Source organism: Microbacterium schleiferi (genome assembly GCF_038150145.1).
Classification (GTDB): domain Bacteria; phylum Actinomycetota; class Actinomycetes; order Actinomycetales; family Microbacteriaceae; genus Microbacterium; species Microbacterium schleiferi_B.
In genome coordinates this window covers 225,705-242,429 of the sequence record NZ_JBBWSA010000007.1, presented here as the reverse complement: position 1 = coordinate 242,429, position 16,725 = coordinate 225,705, and the positions used below count along the sequence as shown (strand labels likewise).

18 protein-coding genes and 1 tRNA gene are annotated in these 16,725 nt (G+C 67.1%); 7 read left to right on the top strand and 12 right to left on the bottom strand.

The window, feature by feature from the left end; translation table 11 throughout:
- Positions 1-6: 6 nt before the first annotated feature.
- The 4 genes from AADH62_RS10335 to AADH62_RS10320 form a co-directional block, all read right to left on the bottom strand.
- Positions 7-471, bottom strand: a complete 465-nt coding sequence (locus AADH62_RS10335) for an FMN-binding protein (protein ID WP_341579395.1) — start codon at positions 469-471, stop codon at positions 7-9.
- A 92-nt stretch (positions 472-563) separates the two neighbouring features.
- Positions 564-1,598: a ribose-phosphate diphosphokinase gene (locus AADH62_RS10330; protein ID WP_331792079.1), complete on the bottom strand. Its 1,035-nt coding sequence runs from the start codon at positions 1,596-1,598 to the stop codon at positions 564-566.
- Complete coding sequence (gene glmU, locus AADH62_RS10325; protein WP_331792080.1) at positions 1,573-3,039, bottom strand: bifunctional UDP-N-acetylglucosamine diphosphorylase/glucosamine-1-phosphate N-acetyltransferase GlmU; 1,467 nt, start codon at positions 3,037-3,039, stop codon at positions 1,573-1,575. Before glmU ends, AADH62_RS10330 begins: the two co-directional genes overlap by 26 nt.
- A gap of 1 nt (position 3,040) precedes the next feature.
- Positions 3,041-3,112 (bottom strand) — tRNA-Gln (locus tag AADH62_RS10320).
- 84 nt (positions 3,113-3,196) lie between these two features.
- On the opposite strand from AADH62_RS10320, the gene AADH62_RS10315 reads away from it, so the two are divergent.
- The 7 genes from AADH62_RS10315 (at position 3,197) to AADH62_RS10285 (ending at position 9,973) form a co-directional block, all read left to right on the top strand.
- Entirely contained in the window at positions 3,197-3,694 is a 498-nt protein-coding gene (locus AADH62_RS10315) for a MarR family winged helix-turn-helix transcriptional regulator (protein WP_341579394.1), read from the top strand.
- A complete protein-coding gene (locus AADH62_RS10310; RefSeq protein ID WP_292736164.1) occupies positions 3,687-4,247 on the top strand; it encodes a hypothetical protein in 561 nt (186 codons plus the stop codon). The genes AADH62_RS10315 and AADH62_RS10310 overlap by 8 nt, the downstream gene beginning before the upstream one ends.
- Positions 4,248-4,314: 67 nt before the next feature.
- Positions 4,315-5,631 (top strand): GNAT family N-acetyltransferase, encoded by a 1,317-nt coding sequence (locus AADH62_RS10305; RefSeq protein WP_228176999.1) that lies wholly within the window; start codon positions 4,315-4,317, stop codon positions 5,629-5,631.
- 39 nt (positions 5,632-5,670) lie between these two features.
- Entirely contained in the window at positions 5,671-7,488 is a 1,818-nt protein-coding gene (locus tag AADH62_RS10300) for an ABC-F family ATP-binding cassette domain-containing protein (protein WP_292736158.1), read from the top strand.
- Positions 7,489-7,752: 264 nt separating this feature from the next.
- Positions 7,753-9,438, top strand: coding sequence for an FAD-dependent oxidoreductase (locus AADH62_RS10295; protein WP_228176997.1), 1,686 nt, complete (start codon positions 7,753-7,755; stop codon positions 9,436-9,438).
- The gene (locus tag AADH62_RS10290; RefSeq protein ID WP_374197992.1) at positions 9,438-9,725 is read left to right on the top strand and encodes a metal-sensitive transcriptional regulator; all 288 of its coding nucleotides are present in this window, start codon (positions 9,438-9,440) and stop codon (positions 9,723-9,725) included. The genes AADH62_RS10295 and AADH62_RS10290 overlap by 1 nt, the downstream gene beginning before the upstream one ends.
- An 86-nt stretch (positions 9,726-9,811) precedes the next feature.
- Positions 9,812-9,973: a hypothetical protein gene (locus AADH62_RS10285; RefSeq protein ID WP_195691894.1), complete on the top strand. Its 162-nt coding sequence runs from the start codon at positions 9,812-9,814 to the stop codon at positions 9,971-9,973.
- A 73-nt stretch (positions 9,974-10,046) separates the two neighbouring features.
- Here AADH62_RS10285 and AADH62_RS10280 read toward each other — a convergent pair whose 3' ends face one another.
- From AADH62_RS10280 to rsmA, 8 genes are all read right to left on the bottom strand, one after another.
- Positions 10,047-10,961 (bottom strand): ABC transporter substrate-binding protein, encoded by a 915-nt coding sequence (locus tag AADH62_RS10280; protein ID WP_228176995.1) that lies wholly within the window; start codon positions 10,959-10,961, stop codon positions 10,047-10,049.
- A 38-nt stretch (positions 10,962-10,999) separates the two neighbouring features.
- Positions 11,000-11,761, bottom strand: coding sequence for an ABC transporter permease (locus AADH62_RS10275; RefSeq protein ID WP_341579393.1), 762 nt, complete (start codon positions 11,759-11,761; stop codon positions 11,000-11,002).
- Complete coding sequence (locus AADH62_RS10270; RefSeq protein ID WP_341579392.1) at positions 11,758-12,444, bottom strand: ABC transporter permease; 687 nt, start codon at positions 12,442-12,444, stop codon at positions 11,758-11,760. Before AADH62_RS10270 ends, AADH62_RS10275 begins: the two co-directional genes overlap by 4 nt.
- Positions 12,441-13,283: an ABC transporter ATP-binding protein gene (locus AADH62_RS10265; protein ID WP_292725727.1), complete on the bottom strand. Its 843-nt coding sequence runs from the start codon at positions 13,281-13,283 to the stop codon at positions 12,441-12,443. Before AADH62_RS10265 ends, AADH62_RS10270 begins: the two co-directional genes overlap by 4 nt.
- 12 nt (positions 13,284-13,295) lie before the next feature.
- Entirely contained in the window at positions 13,296-13,598 is a 303-nt protein-coding gene (locus AADH62_RS10260) for a DUF427 domain-containing protein (RefSeq protein WP_292733872.1), read from the bottom strand.
- Positions 13,599-13,746: 148 nt separating this feature from the next.
- Positions 13,747-14,721, bottom strand: a complete 975-nt coding sequence (locus AADH62_RS10255) for a 4-(cytidine 5'-diphospho)-2-C-methyl-D-erythritol kinase (protein WP_292733870.1) — start codon at positions 14,719-14,721, stop codon at positions 13,747-13,749.
- The gene (locus AADH62_RS10250; protein ID WP_292725721.1) at positions 14,718-15,797 is read right to left on the bottom strand and encodes an aldo/keto reductase; all 1,080 of its coding nucleotides are present in this window, start codon (positions 15,795-15,797) and stop codon (positions 14,718-14,720) included. Before AADH62_RS10250 ends, AADH62_RS10255 begins: the two co-directional genes overlap by 4 nt.
- Positions 15,798-15,806: 9 nt before the next feature.
- Positions 15,807-16,661 (bottom strand): 16S rRNA (adenine(1518)-N(6)/adenine(1519)-N(6))-dimethyltransferase RsmA, encoded by an 855-nt coding sequence (gene rsmA / locus AADH62_RS10245; protein ID WP_292733866.1) that lies wholly within the window; start codon positions 16,659-16,661, stop codon positions 15,807-15,809.
- Between the last annotated feature and the right edge of the window lie 64 nt (positions 16,662-16,725).

Below are 16,725 nucleotides of genomic sequence, written 5' to 3'. Positions count from 1 at the left end.
ACAAGGTCAGGCTGCAGCCTCGGATTTGATGAGTTCGACCGCCTGCATGAACCCGCCGCTGGTCAACGAGGATCCCGACACACGGCTGACCGAGACGTCATCAAGGCTCTTGCCCACGACCTCGTCGCTGATCCCGCCGATGAACTGGGACTGGTACTGCTCGGACTCGCGCGCCTGCGGGTTACCCGTCACCTCGACATCCGTCACGGTGTCGTCGGCGATCGTCAGCGTCACCGTGACCGTTTCCACCGACTCAGGCGTCGCGTACGACCCCTCCGCGGTATAGGTGCCATCCGCGTAGCCGCCGGAAGAGCTCGATCCCGTGCCCGCATCGGCTGTTCCGGCATCCGTCTGGGTGGAGCCGGTGTCGGCCGCCGTCGTGGCTGCGCCGCAGCCGGCGAGGCTCAGAGCCCCGGCAACACCGATGAGGGCGACGCCGACGCGTACGGGACGGGAGGGGGTGCGAATCATGAGCAGTCCTTCCTGGGGATCGTCTCCGCCATCTTCGCTTTCATGCCTATGCATGGGCTTTGAGGCGGCGACGGATGCGCAAGGATGTCGGCTCAGGCCGCACCGTCGAACATGCTCGTGACCGAGCCGTCCTCGAATACTTCGCGGATCGCGCGCGCCAGCAGCGGGGCGATGGGGAGCACCGTGAGGGTGTCCCAGCGCTTGCGGTCGGGGATCGGAATCGTGTCGGTCACGACGACCTCATCGATTGCCGCATCCTGGAGCCGTTCGCTGGCCGGATCACTGAAGACGGCGTGGGTCGCGGCGACGATGACCCGCTCGGCGCCGTTCTTCTTCAGCGCCTGCGCCGCCTTGACGATCGTGCCGCCGGTGTCGATCATGTCGTCGACGAGAAGGCAGACGCGGCCGTCGACCTGGCCGACGATCTCGCTGACCGTGACCTGGTTCGCCACATTCGGGTCGCGCCGCTTGTGGATGATCGCGAGCGGCGCACCGAGGCTGTCCGACCACGTGTCGGCGACGCGGACGCGGCCGGTATCCGGCGAGACGACGGTGAGTTTGGCGCGGTCTTCCGGTGAGAGGTTCTCTTCGAAGTACTCCAGCAGTACCGGCTTGGCGAAGAGGTGATCAACGGGTCCGTCGAAGAAGCCCTGGATCTGAGCGGCGTGCAGATCGACGCTCATGACTCGGTCGGCTCCGGCCGTCTTCAGCAGGTCGGCGACGAGGCGCGCGCTGATCGGCTCACGCCCGCGCCCCTTCTTGTCCTGACGGGAGTAGGGGAAGTAGGGCGCTACGACGGTGATCCGCTTCGCGGAAGCCCGCTTGGCGGCATCCAGCATGATCAACAGTTCCATCATCCATTCGTTGACCGGCGGGCCGAACGACTGGATGAGAAAGAGGTCGCAACCACGGATCGAGACCTCGAAGCGCGTCAAGATCTCGCCGGAGGCGAAGGTGCGGTACTCGGTGGGAACGAGGTTCGTGCCGAGCGCTGTAGCGACGTCATCGGCAAGGCTCGGGTGCGAGCGGCCGGTTGCGACGACCAGGCGCTTCTTGGTCTTGGCGACCAGGCCGGGGGCGATGCCACTTTCCCTGTCGAGATCAACCGTCTTGTTCTTGCTCGCCATTGTCCGCTTCCTGTGCGGACCGGGCCCGCGCGGCGACCTCGGCGGCGGCTGTTCCCGGTCTGTTGTTCTCGACCCACCCCTCGATGTTGCGCTGGGGGGCAACGCTCAGAGCCAGCGCACCGGGAGGGACATCCTTGCGGATGACGGCACCGGCGCCGGTCTTCGCACCGTCTCCGATCCTAACGGGCGCAACAAAGACGTTGTGCGACCCGGAGTGGACCTCGTCGCCGATCTCGGTGCGATGTTTGGCGAGATCGTCGTAGTTGGCGGTGATCGCTCCGGCACCGAGGTTGACGCCGCGCCCGATCGTGGTGTCGCCGATGTAGGACAGGTGCGGAACCTTGCTGCGCTCACCGATCGTCGAGTTCTTGATCTCGACGAACGTGCCGACCTTACTCTGCGCGTCCAGAGTCGCCCCGGGGCGAAGATACGCGAACGGTCCGACCGTTGCGCCGCGCCCGATGACCGCAAGCGTCGCGTCGGTGCGGGTGACTGTCGCGTTCTCTCCCACCTCGCAGTCGACGAGTGAGGTGTCAGGGCCGATCGTCGCCCCGCGCTCGACGGTCGTGGCGCGCAGGACGTGCGTGTTCGGCAGCACCGTGACGTCGGGAGCGAGGGTGGCCGTCACATCGATCCAGGTCGTCGCAGGGTCGAGGATCGTGGCACCCTCCAGCTGCCAGCGACGCACCGTCCTGGCGTTGAGTGTGCGCGCAGCCTCCGACAGCTGCACGCGGTCGTTCACGCCGAGCGCGTCCTGCGCCGCAGGCGCCTCGGATGCCGCGACGATCTCACCGGCTCCGCGGAGGATCCCGATGACATCAGTGAGGTACTTCTCGCCCTGGGCGTTTGCCGTACCTACCGAGGCAAGGCTCGTGCGCAGCTGCGCGGCGCGGAACACGTAGATGCCGGTATTGATCTCCCGCACGGCGAGCTCGTCGGGCGACGCATCCTTCTGTTCGACGATGCGTTCGACAGCCCCGTCGGCACCGCGGATGACGCGACCGTATCCCGTGGCGTCATCGAGCGTCGCGCACAGCAGCGTCGCACACGCCGCTGCGGCACGATGGCGCGCAAGCAGCCCCTCGACGACGCTGACCTCAACGAGCGGAACATCGGCGCTCAGCACCAGCACATCCCCGTCGAAGCCGTCGAGCGCCGTCAGTGCCAGCTCCACGGCACGGCCGGTACCGGGAACCTCGTCCTGGTCGACCACGCCGACTCCCGGAAGCAGGCCGGTGACGGCATCCGCCACGAGATCGCGCTCGTGACGGACTACGACGACAGCGCGCGTCGGGGCAAGTGCCGAAGCAGTGCGCAGCACATGGCCGATCAGCGGAAGACCACCGATCTGGTGAAGGACCTTGGGTGTGGCGGACTTCATCCGGGTCCCCTGGCCTGCCGCCAGAATGATGACGGCGACGGGGGTTGGGTTCTCAGCCATGCTCCGCCGCCAGGACTCGAACCTAGACTTCACAGCTCCAAAGGCTGTCGTGCTGCCATTACACCACGGCGGACCGGCGCGTGACGCGGCCGCGTTCCAGTCTGCCAGAGGACTCGTCGCCCGGGAGAATGGCCGCGACAGTCGAGATAATGGCTCAGTGCCCGCTGAATCCGACGAAGTCGACCGTATCGTCGGTGCCTGGAGCGCCCAGCGACCCGACTTGGACTTCTCGCCCCTCGAAGTACTCTCGCGGGTCGACCGCCTCTCCCGCCACCTGGACCGGGCGCGGCGCGAAGCCTTCCGCCGCTCGGAGCTCGAGCCCTGGGAGTGGGACGTCCTGTCCGCGTTGCGACGGGCGGGCGAGCCGTTCCAGCTGAGCCCGAAGCAGCTGCTGCAGCAGACACTCGTGTCCTCGGGCACGATGACCAACCGCATCGACAGGCTCGTCGGTCGCCGGCTTGTGCGGCGTGAGTCCGATCCGGGCGACGGACGCGGCATCCTGGTGACCCTCACCGACGAGGGACGAACCCGTGTGGATGCCGCCATCACCCGTCTCGTGGACGCTGAAGCGGTGCTGCTCGAAAGCCTCTCCCGCGCCGACCGTGACCGCCTCGCAGCCCTGCTGCGCAAACTCTCCCTGGGGTTCGATGTCTGACACAGAAGACGGATTCATGGACGCCGGTTCGCCCGAGACTCCCGCCACCGGAAATCGCGATGGAGCGAGAACAGGGGGCTGGCACGACTGGTTCGATGTCCGGTTTCGAACACCGGCTGCGGTGTACGGACTCATCGTCTACTCGGCGCTCTTGATGATCACGTCCGATTACGAGACCGATGTGGCCGAAGTGGTCGTGTCATCGGTAGCCACGCTCATCGTGTTCTTCATTGCCCACGTCTTCGCCTATACGCTCGCCGACCACGGCAAGCATCCGCTGGGCACAGCCACACGCTACGCGTTGACACACTCGGCTGGAATGCTGTGGGCAGCAGTGCCGCCCACGCTTGCCATGGTGATCGCCGGGGCCGCGGGGAGGACCGCGGATGACGCGTCGGCCTATGCGCTGTGGGTCACGATGCTGGTGCTCGCGTTCCTCGGCTACGTCGCCTATTCCCGCACGGGCGCCGGAATCGCCAAGCGCATCCTTGGTGCCACCGGAACCGCCTTTCTCGGCGCTTTCGTCGCGATCCTCGAGTACGCCTTCCACTGAGCACCGGCTCGCTGGAGCGACGGGGCGGGCGGCATGCGGTGTCGCACTGTCCGCGTAGCGTGGGGGCATGATGAGTGACGACCAGCAGCCATTTCACGACGCGCCACTTGACGCCGCGATGTCGGAAGCTCTCGCCAACCAGGGCCTGCGCATCGAGCAGATCGACAACGCCACGAGGGTGCAGAACGATCCGTGGTTGTCCGCGGTCGCTCGCGGGTTTCTCGAAGACGAGCCGGTCGAGGTTCGCCGCGAAGCCTTCGTCGGACACACCGCTCACCGCCGCAAGCTCGGCGTCTACGATGCCACCTGCCCGCAGCCCGAGATTCCGGTCGCGACGTTTGCGTCATGGCCCACCGAACTCACCGTCCCCGGTGGCACCGTCCAAGCCAGCGCCATCAGCTCGGTGACCGTTGCACCGACGCACCGGCGGCGCGGCATCCTTCGTTCTGTGATGGCGGGGGAGCTGCGAACCGCCGCCTCGCTCGGGCTGCCGGTGGCAGCGCTGACCGTCAGCGAGTCGACCATCTACGGCCGGTTCGGGTTCGGTGCGGCAGCCGCCGCTGCGAACTGGGAGATCCGCACGCGGCGTGCCGGGTGGATCGGACCCGAGGCACCGGGGCGCGTGGACTTCGTTTCCCGCGACCAGGCGCGAGAGGTCGCCGAAGCCCTGCACGAGCGCGTGCGCGTCACCTCCCCCGGCGAGATTGCTCTTCCCGGAGGACATCTCAATCGGTTCTTCGGCACGAGCCCCGATGCCGAGAAGGCCGAGCGGCTGCGCACCATCCAGTACCGCTCGCCCGCGGGTGAGGTTGATGGGCTTGCGGTCTACCGCGTGGTCGAGAACCCCGACGACTTCAGCGAGTCGACGCTCGAGCTGTCGTGGCTGCTCGCCGCGACCGACGATGCGTACGCGGGCCTGTGGCGGTTCCTCCTCGAGATGGATCTCATCGCGCTTCTGCGCGCATCAGAACTCGGCCTCGACGAGCCCCTATGGTGGATGATCGCCGACCAGCGGGCCGCGAAGATCACCGTGACCGACCATCAATACGTGCGCATCCTCGACGTACCGGCAGCTCTCACGAGCCGACGCTTCGGCGCCGCGGACACCATCGCCCTCGAGGTTGACGACTCGCTGGGGATCGCGGGTGGCACGTTCATCGCGACGACGGATGCCGAGGGTCGCGCGACAGTTGAGGCAGTCGATGCTCCCCCGGCCGGTGTTCCCCTGCTGCGGCTCGGCGTACGCGAGCTGTCGTCGCTGTTCCTGGGAGGCGTGTCGGTGTCGACCCTGGCCCGTGCCGGTCGAGTCGAAGCTGACGATCCGACGCGGATCGCACGCGTTTTCCAGACCGTCGAGTCCCCCCGATTGAGCTTCTGGTACTGACGCGCGGCTGAACCCCGCGCGGCGCCTAGCCTGGAAGGGATGGCACATCTTCTCGGCGCTGAGTCGCTGCACCTCGAGTTCCCCACGAAAGTGGTTTTCGATTCCGTGACCCTCGGCATCGCCGAAGGTGACCGAATCGGGATCGTCGGACGAAACGGCGACGGCAAGTCGAGCCTGCTCGCCATGATCGCCGGCCGCCTCGAACCGGATGCCGGCAAGGTCACCGTCCGTGGCGGCACCCGCATCGGTGTCGTCGACCAGCAGGACACCCTCGATGACAACCAGACGGTGGGACGAGCGATCGTCGGCGACCTCGACGAGCACGAGTGGGCAGGCGACGCCCGCATCCGTGACGTCCTCGCCGGGCTGGTCACGGACCTGGACTGGAACGCTCCCCTCTCGACCCTGTCGGGCGGTCAACGGCGCCGCGTCGCCCTCGCAGCAGTGCTCATCGGCGACTGGGACGTCCTGATCCTGGACGAACCGACGAACCACCTCGACGTGGAGGGGATCGCGTGGCTCGCCGCACATCTCAAGAAGCGGTGGACAGCGAACGCCGGGGCGCTGCTGGTTGTGACCCACGACCGGTGGTTCCTCGACGAGGTGTGCACCCTCACATGGGAGGTGCACGACCGGATCGTCGAACCGTTCGAGGGCGGCTATGCGGCCTATATCCTGCAGCGCGTCGAACGCGATCGCCAGGCTGCCGCCATCGAGGCACGTCGACAGAACCTCGCGCGCAAGGAACTAGCCTGGCTGCGCCGCGGCGCCCCGGCACGAACCTCCAAGCCGAAGTTCCGCATCGATGCGGCCAACGCGCTGATCGCGGATGTCCCCGAGATCCGCAACTCCACCGAACTGCAGTCGCTGGCAGTCACCCGCCTTGGCAAAGACGTGGTCGATCTGCTGGATGCCTCGGTGAGTTTCGATGGCCGCGAGATCCTCCGAGACATCGAGTGGCGCATCGCGCCGGGCGAGCGGACCGGAATCCTTGGCGTCAACGGCGCCGGGAAGTCCACCCTTCTCGGGCTCGTCGACGGCAGCGTCTCTCCCACGGGCGGCCGGGTCAAGCGGGGAAAGACCGTGCGGGTGGCAACCCTCACGCAGCGTCTCGACGAACTCGAGCAGCACCTGGCCGACCCTGTACGTGTCGTGATCGGTGGGCTCCGCACCAGCTACACGATCGGTTCCGGCTCGAAAGCGCAAGAACTCACCCCAGGCCAACTGCTTGAACGGCTCGGCTTCTCATCCGCGCAGCTCTCGACTCCCGTGCGCGACCTCTCGGGAGGGCAAAAGCGCCGCCTGCAGCTGCTGTTGATCCTGCTGGACCAGCCGAACGTTCTCATCCTGGACGAACCGACCAACGACCTCGATACCGACATGCTCGCGGCGATGGAAGACCTCCTCGACTCGTGGCCGGGCACTCTGCTGGTCGTCTCCCACGACCGGTACTTCCTGGAGCGCGTCACCGACCAGCAGTACGCGATCCTCCCCGGACCCGGCGGCGCGGGACGACTACGGCACCTCCCCGGCGGGGTGGACGAGTACCTCCGGCTGCGAGAGCAGACCACGGATGCCGGACCTGACCGATCGGGCGCCGCGTCGGCAGCCCAGCAGACGTCGGAACCGGGGCTGTCGGGCGCCGATCTGCGCGCCGCACAGAAGGAGCTGAGCGCGATCGAACGCAAGTTGGAGCGACTGACCCAGCGCACCGCCGAGATCCACGAGCGGATGGCAGCGCACGACCAGAGCGACTTCGCGGGTCTGACGCGCCTCGGCGATGAACTCCGCGAGGTCGAAACAGAGACCGCCTCTCTCGAGGAGCGGTGGTTCGAGCTCACCGAGCTCGCAACCTAGCCCCCTCCTCCAGCCGAGTTGTCCCTCCTCCAGCCGAGTTGTCCCTCCTCGAGCCGAGTTGTCCCTCCTCCAGCCGAGTTGTCCCTCCTCGAGCCGAGTTGTCCCTCGTCGAGCCGAGTTGTCCCTCGTCGAGCCGAGTTGTCCCTCGTCGAGCCGAGTTGTCCCTCGCTGGCACGAGGTGGCTCTCGTGATGCGGTCAGCTTGCCCCCCGTATACCCCCTGGGGTATGCTCATTGCATCTCTTCTCCAGAAAGTGAGTGCTCCATGCGCATCGTCATCGTAGGCGGCGTGGCCGCCGGGATGAGCGCGGCCGCCCGCGCCCGCCGTCACGACGAGTCAGCCGAGATCATTGTGCTCGAACGCGGCCCCGAGGTCTCGTTCGCGAACTGCGGCCTTCCGTACCACGTCGGCGGCGAGATCCCCCACGAGGGGTCGCTGCTTCTGCACACGCCCGAGACCCTGCGCGCAAGCCTCAACCTGGACGTGCGGACCGGGCACGATGTGACAGCGATCGACACGGCCGCGAAGGCTGTCACTGTCGCCTCGACCTCCGGCGTCGAAGACCTCAGCTACGACGCGCTCATCCTCGCACCGGGCGCCGTCGCCATTCGGCCGCCCCTCCCCGGGCTCGACTCCCCGCGAGTGCGGACGCTTCGCACCGTGGCGGACGCCGTGACCCTCAAGAAGTGGGTCGATGACGGCGCCACGCGCGGCGTCGTGCTCGGCGCCGGGTTCATCGGACTCGAGGCCGCCGAGGCCCTGCGCCATCGCGGGCTCGAGGTCGACGTCGTCGAGCTTGCCCCGCATGTTCTCCCGCCGCTCGAGCGCGAGATGGCCTCTGTCGTGACGACACAGCTGCGAAATCTCGGCATCCGGGTCCACGCCGGTGTCGCCGCCGAGAGCGTCGAGGTCGGCGACGATGAGGATGTCGTCGTCCTCGCGGATGGCACCCGCATCCCGACCGACCTCGTGGTCCTCTCGGTCGGCGTTCGCCCCGACACCGCGTTCGTGGAGACTGCAGGAATCGAGACGGCTCGAGGCGCGATTGTCGTCGACGATCGCGGACGCACCTCCGCTGAGGGAGTCTGGGCCGCCGGCGACGCGGTCATCAGCACGGATGCCGTCACAGGCGTCCAGCGCCCCGTGCCCCTCGCCGGCCCCGCCAACCGCGCCGGTCGGCTCATCGCCGACGACATCTTCGGCATGGCTGGCGGCCGGCCCATCCCCCAGCCCGTCGGCACTGCCATCGTGCGCGTCGGCGAGATCACGGCAGCGATGACCGGGGCGAACCGTGCGAGCCTGGATGCCGCGGGAATCGACTACACGACGATCCACCTGCACCCGATGCAGCACGCCGGCTACTTTCCTGGAGCCTCGACCGTGCACCTGATCGTGCATGTCTCGACGGACGATGGACGAGTCCTTGGAGCGCAGGCCGTGGGTTATGAAGGAGTCGACAAGCGCATCGATGTTCTCGCGACCGCGATCCGTGCCGGCCTGCCGGCGACCGACCTCATGGATCTCGACCTTGCCTACTCGCCGCCGTACGGTCAAGCCAAAGACGCCGTGAATCTCGTCGGGATGGTCGCCGAAAACGTCGAGAACGGGCGGCTGAAGCTCTGGTATGCCGACGAGCTCGACCAGATGCGGGAATCCGCACTGATCCTCGACGTCCGAACTCCGCGCGAATACAGCAGCGGCCACATCGAGGGGTCGCTGAACATTCCACACACCGAACTTCGTGAGCGCATCGACGAGGTACGTGAGGCAGCGCAGGGCCGCCCGATCGCAGCGCTGTGCGCGGCGGGCGTCCGATCGAACATCGCTTACCGCATCCTGGTAGGAAACGGCTTTGACGCGTTCTCCCTGTCGGGTGGGACGCAGACCCTTCGCCAGTGGTGGGGCGATCAGGCCGCCAGCATTCTTGTCAGAGAAGAGGTCCACGCATGATGATCACCGGCACCCCCGAGGAGCAGGCTGCAACACGCAAGCGCATCACCAACCGGCTCAAGCGCGCACAGGGTCAGCTGAACGCTGTCATCGCTTCGGTTGAGGCCGGTGACACGTGCCGCGACATCGTGACGCAACTGTCTGCCGTCACGAGCGCTCTCGACCGCGCCGGGTTCGCCATCATCTCGGCGGCGATGCGCGACTGCGTCGCCGACCCGGACGGCACCGCCGAGGCCGAGGGCCTGACGCAGGAGGAGCTCGAGAAGCTCTTCCTGTCGCTCGCCTGAGCCGCATCCCCGAACACTCATCGCTCGGACCGTCACGGTGACGGACCGCCATTTGTGCTGCCCGCGCAGCCAGTGAAGGAGACACCATGTGCTATCAGACGACGTGCCGGAAGTGCGGCAAGGTCACGTGGGGCGGCTGCGGCCAGCACGTGCAGCAGGCCCTCGCCGGGGTCCCGAAAGCGCAGCGCTGTGCCGGGCACGAAAACGAGCCATCGAAAGGCTTCTTCGCGAGCCTGTTCGGCCGCTGACCCACCACCCCTCCAACGCCGAAGCGGCTGCCACCCTCTCTCGGGTGGCAGCCGCTTCGTTGACGTCGCGCTGTTAGCTCAGGCCGTTCTCCTGCAGCCACTGCGACGCGATGTCGGCGGGCGACATCTCGTCAACCGTGCTCTGCACGTTCAGCGCAACCAGACCCTCGGGGGTCAGGGCGGCGCTCACGGCGTTGATGACGTCGGCGATCTCGTCAGCGACATCCGCGTTCACGACCGGGACGACATTCGAAGCCAGGAAAAGCCCCTCGGGGTCCTCGAGAACGACGAGGCCCGCGGTCTGGATGCGCGGGTCGGCCGTGTAGATGTTGGCGAGGTTGATCGTGCCAGCTTCGAGGTCCTCGAACGTGGTGTCGCCCGTCGCCGAGAAGCCGACGTCGATGCCGTACACGTCGGCAAGCCCCGTCGGCCCGTAGGGGCGCTCGGCAAGCTCCGGCGGGCCGCCGAGCGTCAGGGGCTCGGTGACGTTAGCGAGGTCGGCGATCGAGACGAGACCGTACTGATCGGCGAATGCTGAGGTGACGGTGTACGAGTCCTGGTCGGTCGCGGTGGACTGGTCGAGCACAACCAGTCCTTCCGGCAGCGCGTCGGGCAGTGCCGCGTAGACTTCATCGGCTGTGCGTGCCGTCGTCTCAGGGTCGAAGTACTGCAGGAGGTTTCCGCTGTACTCCGGGAAGAGCGTCACCTCGCCGCTCTCGAGCGCCGGGATGTAGGCATCCCGCTGCCCGATGTTGAACTGACGCTCGACATCAAAGCCGGCGTTCTCGAGAGCCTGCGCGTAGATCTCGGCGATGATCTCGTTGGAGTAGTAAGCCTGCGAGCCGACCACGATCGTGTCGGACATCATCTCGCCGCTGCCGCTACCGTCGGTGGGTTCCTCGAGCGGGTTGCCCGAAGCGCAGCCGGCCAGCAGCAGCGCGGCGGCGCCGACGAGCGCGGCGGCGCGGAGGGTGCGTGTGGTGGTCATGGTGCCTCTTTCTTTTCTGGTGGTGCGGGATGGTGCGGTCAGGTGGACGGGCTAGACGCGACGGTGTCAGGGACCCGAGCGGGCGTTTGGGCGGACCGGGGCCCGGTGTCGGATGGCGTACGCCGGGTCTTCGTGGCGCGCTGTCCCCGCGGCACTGCAGCGCGCTGCAGGAGGGCGAGCAGACCATCGAGGACCAGGGCGAGAAGGGCGACGAGAATCGATCCGGCAAGAACCTGATCGAACGCCCGCAGTGGAAGGCCCTGGATGATCGGGAATCCCAGCCCACCCAGGTTCACGTAGGCGGCGATGGTGACGGTTGCGACGACCTGCAAAGTGGCGGTCCGCAGCCCGCCGACCAGCAGCGGGAGACCCAGCGGAACCTCGACGCGCCACAGGATCTGCCAGCGAGTCATCCCCATGGCGCGCGCCGCGTCGATCGTGGCCCGATCGATTGCCTGGAGGCCCGTGTAGGCGCCGGCCAGCAGAGACGGGATGGCAAGGAGGACGAACGTGATCAGCGCAGCCTCAGCCCGGCGCGTCACACCGATGACCAGGACGAGAAGAATCAGCAGCCCGAACGAGGGAATGGCGCGCGCCGCGCCCGAAACGGCAACAGCGACCTCGCGTCCTTTGCCGGTGTGTCCGATCGCCCAGCCGATCGGCACGGCGATGAAAGCGGCGATTCCGACGGCGGCGAAGGTGTAGCCCAGCTGCTCGAGCAGCAGCGTTGGCAGGCTGTATCGGCCGGACCATTGTTCGGGTGCGATGATCCAGGCCCAGGCGTCGATGAGAAGATTCATGCGCTCGCCTCCGCAGGAGCAGCGGATGAGGCTGCGCGAGGCCGTACTCGCGTCCGGCGCGTCCACGGCATCAGTATCCGCCCGATCAGAACCAGCACGAGATCGATCACGAGGGCGAGAATGACGACGGCGACGACCCCCGCGAGGACCTCGGGGATGATGCGGCGCTGGAGACCATTGGTGAACAGGTACCCCAGATTCGACACGCCCACGAGAATGCCCACCGGTGCAAGCGCGATCGTGCTCACGGCAGCAACCCGCAGACCCGCGAGGATGACGGGGCCGGCCAGCGGAAGCTCGACGGCGAAGAACCGACGCGCACCTGAGAAGCCCATAGCAGTGGAAGCGCCACGTACGCCCTCGTCGACAGAGTTGAGTCCGTCGACAACCGACCGCACCAGAAGCGCGATCGCGTAGAGCGTCAGCGCGAGGATGAGGTTCAGATCGCTGAACGCTACATACCCGAAGAGGGCGGGGAGCAGAAACAGTAGCGCGAGCGAGGGGATGGTGTACATCAATCCGGTGATGGTGACGACAGCACCCCGGAGGAGACGGAACCGCCAGGCAAGAAAGCCCAGCGGAATCGACAGAACGAACCCGAGGAGGATCGCGATCAGACACTGGCGGAGGTGCTCCACCGACAGCTGGAGGATCAGGCCGAGGTTGTCCAGAACCCAGCTCACGACGGGACGCCTCGCGCGCTCTCGTCCGGATCGCTGAGCATGCCCTGCGTGCGCCCCTGCCCATCGATCACTGCAGTGCCGGTGGCGGTCTTCTTCAACCGCAGCGAGCGCTTGCCCTGATCGGCGCCGATGAACGAGGCCACGAATTCGGATGCCGGATTCTCGAGGATCTCACTCGGCGTACCGACCTGCGCGATGTGCGCGCCCTTCTCGAGGATGACCACCTGGTCACCCAGCAGAAACGCCTCGTCGATGTCGTGCGTGACAAACACAATCGTCTTGTCGACCTCGTCCTGCAGCCGCAGCAACTCCTGCTGCAGTTCGGCGCGCACGATCGGGTCGACAGCGCCGAAGGGCTCGTCCATCAGCAGGATGTTGGGGTCAGCCGCAAGGCCGCGCGCCACCCCCACGCGCTGCTGCTGGCCGCCGGAAAGCTGGCTCGGGTAGCGCTTGGCGAACGATCGATCAAGACCTACCGTGTCCATGAGCTCGAGACCGCGGCTCCGAGCCGCCGAGCGCGACAGTCCCTGCAGCACCGGAACCGTCGCGATGTTGTCGATCACGGTGTAGTGCGGCAGGAGGCCCGAGTTCTGCATGACGTAGCCGATCCCCCGGCGCAGCTTGACGGGGTCCTTGCCGGCGATGTCCTCGCCATCAATGGACACGACGCCGGACGAGGGCTCCACCATGCGGTTGATCATGCGCAGCAGAGTCGTCTTGCCGCAGCCCGAGGAGCCGACGAAGACCGTCGTCTTGTGCGCGGGGAGCGTCAGGTTGAATCCGTCGACCGCGCGGGTTCCGTCGGGAAACTGCTTCGTGACGTCGTCGAAGATGATCACGGCGGCACCGGGTCAGTCGATGACCGACACGTCCTTCCCGAAGGCGACATAGCCCGAGAAGTCAGCCCCCACACGCTCGAACGCGCTGGGATACGGCGTCGGGTATGCCCACGCGCCGTCCGAGTGAGTAACCCCGTCGGCGACGATGTCGTAGTACTGGCACACGCCCTTCCACGGGCACGTGTAGGGAGTCGGACTCTCGACCAGTGCGCCGGCTACGATGCTGCTCGGCGGGAAGTACCAGTTCCCCTCGATGGAGAGGAGATCATGGCGGGAAGCTTCCGCGATGACAACGTTGTCGATGACAGCCTTCATGGTTCTCCGTTCGTCGGGACGGCCGATTCGGCTTCGAATCACGCTACCGGAGGCCGGGGACATCGCGGGCGGTTCTGACCGAAGCGGAAATCCGGCGGTAATGTCCGCAGCCCGCCAGAAGCACCCGCGGCCTTGTCAGACCAGTCGGTCAGATCAGTCGTGCGCCGGGAACAGGGCCATGTGCGTGAAGGGCCGTATATCCCGCGGCCGACATGGTGACCTGCAGTTCCAGGGCCGATTCGAGATCCTCGGCGAGGAACGCTGTGGTGGGACCCGACCCGGAGACGATCCCGGCCAAGGCGCCGGCCCGGTCTCCCAGATCGAGCACATCGCCGAGCTCGGGCCGCAGCGACAGTGCCGCCTCCTGCAGGTCGTTGTGAAGGTGACCGGCGAGCTCCTCGGGGTCGCCGGAACGGAGGGCGTGCAGCACGCCCGTCGCCACCGCGGGGTCTGCGCCACCGTGGCGAGCGTCCGATATGCGGTCGAGGCGAAGTGCGCCGGTCGACGGATGCCCGGCCGACGCGGTCCGCGCGCGAAGCCGGTCGAGCTCGCTGTAGACCGCCGGCGTGGACAGTCCGCCATCGGCGAGCACGATGACCCACTCGAAGCGGCCTGTCGCGAGCGCGGGACTGAGCCGATCTCCGCGCCCCAGGCCAACTGCCGTTCCTCCCATCAGAGCGAACGGCACGTCGGCGCCGAGCCTGGCAGCCAGGCGCTGCAGCTCGGCGGAACCCACCTCGGTCCCCCACAGTGCATCACAGGCGACGAGGGCTGCCGCAGCATCCGCGGAGCCGCCGCCCATGCCACCGGCTACCGGAACGTGCTTGTCGACCGTGAGGTGCACCCCACCGTCGTACCCCGTGTGTTGAGCGAGGATCCGCGCCGCCCGCAGCGCGAGGTTCCGATCATCGAGCGGGACTGTCGACACATCGACTGAGCCGGTGACCTCGAGCCGGAAGTCGTCCGCCGCCACGGCCCACACGTCTTCGAACAGAGAGACAGCCTGGTACGCGGACGCGACAGCGTGGTAGCCGTCGTCGAGGAGCGGACCGACCTCGAAGTACACGTTGAGTTTGCCCGGAGCCCGCACCCGGACGACGTCTGTGCGAAGCGGCGCCGTCACGAGTCCGAGGGATCCGCCCAGATCGGACCCGACGGCGAGAGATCGACGCCGTCGGTGAGAGCGTCGATCTGCTCGAGCTCCTCGGTGTCGAAAGCCGGGCCCGCGATCGCTGCCAGGTTCTCGTCCAGCTGATCGGGACGCGATGCGCCGATCAGCGCCGAGGTGACGACCGGGTCCCGCAGCACCCACTGGATCGCCATCTGCGCGAGGCTCTGGCCCCGCTGCCGGGCGATCTCGTTGAGACCACCCAACAGCGAGCGGCCGTGCTCCGACACCCGGTCGGCGGGAACCGAATTGCGGTTCTGTGCCCGGTCGGCGGCCGCACCGCTGAGGTACTTGTCAGTCAGAAGCCCCTGCGCGAGGGGCGTGAACGCGATAGCCCCCAGACCCTCCTGACGCAGCACGCCGGTGAGGCCATCCTCGACCCAGCGGTTGAGCATCGAGTACGACGGCTGATGGATGACCAGCGGAGTACCGAGACTGCGAGCCACCGCAACCGCGATCGCTGTCTGCTCTGCGGAGTACGACGAGATGCCGACGTAGAGGGCCTTCCCCTGGCGCACGAGCGTGTCAAGCGCCGCGATCGTCTCTTCGACCGGAGTCACCGGATCCATCCGGTGCGAGTAGAAAATGTCCACGTACTCGAGGCCCATGCGCCGCAGCGACTGATCGGCGCTGGCGAGGATGTACTTGCGCGAACCGTAGTCGCCATACGGGCCCGGCCACATGTCGTACCCGGCCTTGGACGAGATGATCAGCTCGTCGCGGTACGGCGCGAAGTCTTCGCGCATCATCCGTCCGAAGTTCGTCTCGGCAGACCCGTACGGGGGTCCGTAGTTGTTTGCGAGATCGAAGTGCGTGATCCCGGAGTCGAAAGCGTGCCTCAGTAGCTTCCGCTGGTTGTCGAACGGGATGTTGTCTCCGAAGTTCCACCACAGTCCGAGCGAGATCGGCGGGAGGTAGAGGCCCGACGTGCCCACCTGGCGGTAGTCGGTGATGGAGTAGCGGTCCTCGGATGCCGAGTAGGGGCGGTGGATGTCGTTTCGGCTGCGCGAGAATCGCTGCTCGTCGGTCATGCTTCGAGGCTATCGCGCAGGCGCCGGGGTTGCTCTGGCGATGCGCAGGAACTGCCCAGCCGTCAACTCCTCGCCGCGGGCAGTCGGGGCGATTCCAGCACGTTCGAGCACGGCGGACGCCTCGAGCGCGCTTCCGCCGAGCACCGCGGCGAGCGCTTGGCGGAGCATCTTGCGACGCTGCTGGAAGGCAGCGTCGATGATGCGGAAGGTCAGCATCCGCTCGTCTTCGGAGCCCAACGGTTCGGAGCGTTCGAAACCGACGAGCACGCTGTCGACATTCGGGACCGGCCAGAAGACCTGCCGCGAAACTGTCCCCGCAAGGCGCCACGATCCCCACCAGGCGGCCTTGGCGCTGGGCGCCCCGTACACCTTCGACCCGGGCGCAGCGGCAAGCCGCTCCCCCACCTCGGCCTGGACCATCACGACCCCCCGGGCGATGGAGCGGAACGTCTCGAGGAAGTGCAGGAGGACGGGAACCGACACGTTGTACGGCAGGTTGGCCACAAGCACTGCGGGGTCGCCGGGGAGGTCCCTCACCCGCAGGGCATCCTGATCGATGACCCGGAGCGCACCGTCTGGAACACCATGAGCGGATGCCGTGGCGGGCAGTCGCTCCGCGAGTCGGTGGTCGATCTCAACGGCGGTCACCTTGGCGCCGGCCTCGAGGATCGCGAGCGTCAGCGAGCCAAGCCCAGGTCCGACTTCGACGACATGCTCCCCGGCCTGGACGCCCGCGAGGTGCACGATTTTTCGCACCGTGTTCGCGTCCACGACGAAGTTCTGGCCGAGCTTCTTGGTCGGGGTGACGTCGAGGTCGGCGGCCAGCGCCCGCACTTCCGCGGCGCCCAGGAGGGTGACGGGCATGCGATCACTGTAGTTGGCTGCAGGCGGGGACTTCGTGAATCGGATGAGGCGAATCCGTCACACG

Excerpts from the sequence above, each read along its gene's own strand:
- AADH62_RS10250 (WP_292725721.1), bottom strand. The coding sequence starts at position 15,797 with ATGACCGACGAGCAGCGATTCTCGCGCAGCCGAAACGACATCCACCGC.
- AADH62_RS10305 (WP_228176999.1), top strand. The coding sequence starts at position 4,315 with ATGATGAGTGACGACCAGCAGCCATTTCACGACGCGCCACTTGACGCC.
- AADH62_RS10310 (WP_292736164.1), top strand. The coding sequence starts at position 3,687 with ATGTCTGACACAGAAGACGGATTCATGGACGCCGGTTCGCCCGAGACT.
- rsmA (WP_292733866.1), bottom strand. The coding sequence starts at position 16,661 with ATGCCCGTCACCCTCCTGGGCGCCGCGGAAGTGCGGGCGCTGGCCGCC.
- AADH62_RS10280 (WP_228176995.1), bottom strand. The coding sequence starts at position 10,961 with ATGACCACCACACGCACCCTCCGCGCCGCCGCGCTCGTCGGCGCCGCC.
- AADH62_RS10290 (WP_374197992.1), top strand. The coding sequence starts at position 9,438 with ATGATCACCGGCACCCCCGAGGAGCAGGCTGCAACACGCAAGCGCATC.
- glmU (WP_331792080.1), bottom strand. The coding sequence starts at position 3,039 with ATGGCTGAGAACCCAACCCCCGTCGCCGTCATCATTCTGGCGGCAGGC.
- AADH62_RS10335 (WP_341579395.1), bottom strand. The coding sequence starts at position 471 with ATGATTCGCACCCCCTCCCGTCCCGTACGCGTCGGCGTCGCCCTCATC.
- AADH62_RS10285 (WP_195691894.1), top strand. The coding sequence starts at position 9,812 with ATGTGCTATCAGACGACGTGCCGGAAGTGCGGCAAGGTCACGTGGGGC.
- AADH62_RS10295 (WP_228176997.1), top strand. The coding sequence starts at position 7,753 with ATGCGCATCGTCATCGTAGGCGGCGTGGCCGCCGGGATGAGCGCGGCC.
- AADH62_RS10300 (WP_292736158.1), top strand. The coding sequence starts at position 5,671 with ATGGCACATCTTCTCGGCGCTGAGTCGCTGCACCTCGAGTTCCCCACG.
- AADH62_RS10275 (WP_341579393.1), bottom strand. The coding sequence starts at position 11,761 with ATGAATCTTCTCATCGACGCCTGGGCCTGGATCATCGCACCCGAACAA.
- AADH62_RS10260 (WP_292733872.1), bottom strand. The coding sequence starts at position 13,598 with ATGAAGGCTGTCATCGACAACGTTGTCATCGCGGAAGCTTCCCGCCAT.
- AADH62_RS10330 (WP_331792079.1), bottom strand. The coding sequence starts at position 1,598 with ATGGCGAGCAAGAACAAGACGGTTGATCTCGACAGGGAAAGTGGCATC.